At 44.6% G+C, this 4,856-nt stretch carries 2 protein-coding genes; both read right to left on the reverse strand.

Going from position 1 to position 4,856, the window contains the following annotated elements; all coding sequences use genetic code 11:
- Positions 1-65: 65 nt before the first annotated feature.
- Positions 66-257 carry a hypothetical protein gene (locus tag BAZSYMA_RS05560; RefSeq protein ID WP_090716530.1) on the reverse strand — a complete coding sequence of 64 codons (192 nt, stop codon included), beginning with the start codon at positions 255-257 and terminating at the stop codon, positions 66-68.
- A 270-nt stretch (positions 258-527) separates the two neighbouring features.
- Positions 528-4,769, reverse strand: coding sequence for a putative Ig domain-containing protein (locus BAZSYMA_RS05565; protein WP_195910116.1), 4,242 nt, complete (start codon positions 4,767-4,769; stop codon positions 528-530).
- Positions 4,770-4,856: the final 87 nt, after the last annotated feature.

The following is a 4,856-nucleotide window of genomic DNA, read 5'->3' on the forward strand; positions in this document are numbered from 1 at the left end:
CTATTCTTCCGAGAATTAACAAGAATCCTAGTACAGACAACGCAGAAAGCATAAAATAAATTTCGTTAGTTTCTAGTCCCATCTCTATCCTCCTTAATTCCAAATAATATCAAAAAAAATTCGATAATAACAGCAAGAATGCTGGCAGATGGTGAAAAATTGAAAAAAAATCCGATCACTCCACTAGAAGAAAATATCACTCCTATATCACAGAAAACACCCTCTAGTTTTTCATTGTTTATACTTACCATTTTCATTTCACTCTCCTATTATGATAATTACATTAAAAAATCACAAGGACAGTAATCCCCATAGGAATTATAATGTCCCTATGGGTTGAACAAACTCAGCTCATCGCTGCCACTTTCTTGCATAATTGCAAGGCTTGTACAAGTGGTTAAGGGGTAGCGTTAGTGCTACGATCTTAATTTAAGTTTAATCATACCATATAAATTTTTACTAATACCCTAATCCAAAAATAGAAATTAAAAGCCTGTTTTTTAAATGACAGCGTTACACTAAAGTGTCTAATTCTTAATACAACGAATACTATTACCCGCGGAGCGCTCAACATTAAAGAACTCTGGATAAGTATTGTAACTGCTGAAGCCCAAATAACGAGCATACCGATACCGCCAACTAGTAGGCATAACAGAACGAGTCCACAAGTAGGCAACAAGACCAACATTGCCAAGTTTGCCAGCCTGTCTAATACGGGCACCAGCAACTGGCAACTTCAGTACAGAGTTAAAAGCACCTACTGCAGCATTATTAGTCGTATCCCAAATATCTACTTCTGCCTTTAGTTGTGCCTCAGTTGGCACATTAAAACCCGTGGGGCAAATACCACTACCATCAGTCTTGGCAAAAAATGCACTACGCAAAGCACCATCAACATCACCTGTATGTGGGATTGTCCAATCATAAGGACCTCTTGGACCAGTTATGGTAATAAAATTTGCATGACCTGGAGTGGTATTTGCCGCAAGCGTTGCTGTGATAGCAGATGTCCTTATTTGGTGTCCATCTGCAGGTCTACCCCATTGGTACAAATCACCATAGGATGCTGGATCGGTAGAACTGGTTGCCACTCGGCTGGCACCTAGGTTTCTATCCATCCATACTTGACCTGTTGACGAAGTAACCTTGCCAAATTCAAAAGCATGTGCGGTAGCAGCAACGGGTGTGGTGTTACTAAAAGATTCAACAGTGCCATTGATTGCTGTTACCACATAATAAACGGTGGCTGTACCACTTAGCGTCATAGTAATACTGGTAGCAGTCGTATCAGTGGAAGTGGCTGCTGGACTGTATGCCGAAAATTGACTAGGGTCGCTATTGCCTGCTGTTGCAAAGGCGGCATCAGTTGTTCGATAAAGCCTATAAGCAGTTGCACCGGTTACCCCACCAGCCCATGATAGCGTTACTTCATTAGGAACGCCTGTGGCAACTGCAGTTAATGTTGTAGGGGCTAAGGCTGAGGCTGAGAGTAATGTCGCTAAATTAACCGTTGCAGTAGCGGTTTGACCTGTTGAGTTGGTGGCTGTTACTGTGTATAGAGTAGAAGTTTTCACCTCAATTGGGGCGCCACTGATGGTACAAGTTGTGTTGTTAATACTCAAACCAGCTGGTAGTGTAGGAGCTACTGTACAACTGGTAATCGCACCACCTGAATTGCTAAAAGTAATGTCTACGATGGAAGAATCAACAACAGCTACTTGGTCTATACCATTCGCAAGATTAGGGGCGAGTGCATTCACCGTTAAAGAAAAGACAGCAATGTCAGTATTATTTGAGACACTTTTTGCAGTTATTGTGTATAGGGTAGGAGCCCTCACCTTAGTTGGGGTGCCACTGATGGTACAAGTTGTGCTGTTAATACTTAAACCAGCTGGTAGTGTAGGAGCTACTGTACAACTGGTAATCGCACCACCTGAATTGCTAAAAGTAATGTCTGTGATAGCAGAGCCAATAACAGCTGCTTGGTATTCAGCATTCGCAAGATTAGGGGCGGACACTACAATGCCTGCATGACGCAAGAGACCCCATGTTGTGATTGACCCATCGGCTTTAATGGCAGCAAAGGAGCTACCAGTTGAATAAATCTTAGTATAGCCACTACCAGAGGGTGCGCCTGTGCTTCCAAAATCTGGGTTACCCCATGCCGTGATTGACCCGTCAGCTTTAAGGGCGGCAAAGGCATACTCAGTTGAATAAATCTTGGTATAGCCACTATCAGAGGGCGCTATGCTTCCAAAATTTGAGCCACCCCACGCCTTAATTGAGCCATCGGCTTTAAGGGCGGCAAAGGCATTATCAATTGAATAAATCTTGGTATAAACACCATTAGAGGGTGCACCTGTGCCTCCAGAATCTGAGTCACCCCACGCCTTGATTGACCCATCGGCTTTAAGGGCAGCAAAGGCACGTGTATTTGAATAAATCTTGGTATAGCCAGTGCCAGCGGGTGCATTTGAGCCTCCAAACTTTAAGTGACCCCACGCCGTGATTGAGCCATCGGCTTTAAGGGCAGCAAAGGCACCACTGTTTGAATAAATCTTGGTATAGACACCATTAGAGGGTGCATCTCTACCTCCATAACTTGAATGACCCCACGCCTTGATTGAGCCATCGGCTTTAAGGGCAGCAAAGGCTCTTGAAGTTGAATAAATCTTGGTATAGTTACTACCAGAGGGTGATGTGCCTCCAAAGCTTGAGTCACCCCACGCCTTGATTGAGCCATCGGCTTTAAGGGCAGCAAAGGCGCCACCAGTTGAGTAAATCTTGGTGTAAATACCATTAGAGGGTGCACCTGTACTTCCAAAACGTGAGTCACCCCACGCTTTGATTGACCCATCGGCATTAAGGGCGGCAAAGGCACCATGAGTTGAATAAATCTTGGTATAGCCATGACCAGCGGGTGCACCTGTACCTCCAAAGCCTGAGTCACCCCACGCCTTGATTGACCCATCGGCTTTAAGGGCAGCAAAGGCACGCGTATTTGAATAAATCTTGGTGTAGCCATTACCAGAGGGCGCGCCTATACCTCCAGAACTTGAGGCACCCCATGCTGTGATTGACCCGTCGGCTTGAAGAGTAGCAAAAGCATTGAAGTTAGGGTGATTTGACGCATTATAATATCCACCATTATCATTATTGGCACTAGAAAAATCCACCTCAGTAAAACGGTTTAATTTGCTAATGGCAGGACCCTGTACATTCACCATTAAAGAAAAACTAGTATTGCCAGTATTATCTTTGGCATCTTTTGCAGTTACTGTGTATAGAGTAGGAACTTTCACCTCAGTTGGGGTGCCACTGATGGTACAAGTTACATTGTCAATACTTAAGCCAGCTGGTAGTGTAGGGGCTACTGTACAACTGGTAATCGCACCACCTGAATTGCTAAAAGTAATGTTTGTGATGGCAGAATCAATAACAGCTATTTGGTTTGCACCTGCAGTATTCGCAAGATTAGGGGCGGGCGTTGTGCCTCCAGTAGATGAAGAACCCCACGCTGCGATTGAGCCATCGGTTTTAATGGCGACAAAGGCTTTCAAATTTGAATAAATCTTAGTATAACTATTACCAGAGGGTGCATCTGCGCCTCCAGAATCTGAGTCACCCCACACCGCGATTGTTCCATCGGCTTTAAGGGCAGCAAAAGCACTATTAGTTGAATAAATCTTGGTATAACCACTACCAGCGGGTACACCTGTGCTTCCATAACTTGAATCACCCCACGCCTTGATTGACCCATCGGTTTTAAGGACAGCAAAGGCACCACTGTTTGAATAAATCTTGGTATAGACGCCAGTAGAGGGTGCATCTGCGCCTCCATAATCTGAACCACCCCACGCCGTGATTGAGCCATCGGCTTTAAGGGCAGCAAAGGCATGCCCAGTTGAATAAATTTTGGTATAGACACCAGTAGAGGGTGCATTCATGCCTCCATCAAGCGAATAACCCCACGCCGTAATTGAACCATCAGTTTCAATGACAGCAAAGGCACCACCCGTTGCATAAATCTTGGTGTAGCCACTACCAGAGGGTGCACCTGTACCTCCATAACTTGAGTTACCCCACGCCTTGATTGAGCCGTCGGCTTTAAGGGCGGCAAAGGCACTCCTAGTTGCATAAATCTTGGTATAACCATTACCAGGGGGCGCACCTGTGCCTCCAGAATCTAAGTTACCCCATGCCTTGATTGACCCATCGGCTTTAAGGGCAGCAAAAGCACTATTAGTTGAATAAATCTTGGTGTAGTTACTACCAGAGGGCGCCGTGCCTCCAGAACCTGAGTCACCCCACGCCTTGATTGAGCCATCGGTTTTAATAGTGGCAAAGGCACCACCCGTTGAATAAATCTTGGTATAGCCACTACCAGAGGGCGCACCTGTACCTCCATAACTTGAGTCACCCCACGCCTTGATTGAGCCATCGGCTTTAAGGGCGGCAAAGGCATATGCAGATGGATAAATCTTGGTATAACCGCTACCAGCAGGCGCACCTGATCCTCCAGAACCTGAGTCACCCCACGCCATGATTGAGCCATCGGTTTGAAGAGTGGCAAAGGCATTGTAGTTGGGGTGATTTGACGCATTATAATATCCAGCATTATCATTATTGGCGCTAGAAACATCCACCTCAGTAAAACGGTTTAGTTCAATACTGCTTCCACCTGCAATGGCTGTGTTGATTGAGACAACAAGGGCTATTTTTAATAATAGAATGCGAGTAAAACTTGTATTGAAAGATATTGAGTTCATTAGATTTACCTTATGTTTTAATATTTGTAAGATTATAGCTGACATCTTAAGGTAAGTTTCTTAAGTTTTTTCCCTAATCCAAAAATA

It is taken from the genome of Bathymodiolus azoricus thioautotrophic gill symbiont, assembly GCF_001298715.1.
In the GTDB taxonomy this organism is placed as follows: Bacteria; Pseudomonadota; Gammaproteobacteria; order PS1; family Pseudothioglobaceae; genus Thiodubiliella.

What these genes read in the sequence shown, in the direction of transcription:
- BAZSYMA_RS05560 (WP_090716530.1), bottom strand. Translation starts at nt 257, where the DNA reads ATGAAAATGGTAAGTATAAACAATGAAAAACTAGAGGGTGTTTTCTGT.
- BAZSYMA_RS05565 (WP_195910116.1), bottom strand. Translation starts at nt 4,769, where the DNA reads ATGAACTCAATATCTTTCAATACAAGTTTTACTCGCATTCTATTATTA.